Genomic DNA, 249 nt, shown 5'->3' with positions numbered 1-249 from the left:
GGCGTAATGTAGAAGCCAATAGAAAGAATGAAAGTAAGCAAGGCCCCCGCACCTATCCCCGGTAACGTAAGCGGCATATAAACTTTGCTGCAACAGCATTTTCATTCATATCTACAATCAGTCCTTCAATGCCATCTTTAATTTGGTCTTGCGCGGTACTAAAATTCGTTACAACTATCGGTTTATACAAAATTTTCGCTTCATCAATGGCAATCGCTTTTCCTTCAAATTTAGATGTCTGAACATATA

General features: G+C 39.0%; 1 protein-coding gene. It reads right to left on the bottom strand.

Going from position 1 to position 249, the window contains the following annotated elements:
* Positions 1-52 precede the first annotated feature (52 nt).
* On the bottom strand, positions 53-249 hold a 197-nt coding region (locus tag O4H31_RS19575), incomplete at its 5' end, for a glycosyltransferase (protein WP_269348186.1).

Origin of the sequence: Sulfitobacter dubius (assembly GCF_027214245.1) — a bacterium.
Taxonomy (GTDB): Bacteria; Pseudomonadota; Alphaproteobacteria; order Rhodobacterales; family Rhodobacteraceae; genus Sulfitobacter; species Sulfitobacter dubius_A.
Note: the sequence above shows the minus strand (reverse complement) of the source record. Positions and strands in the feature narration are given on the sequence as shown.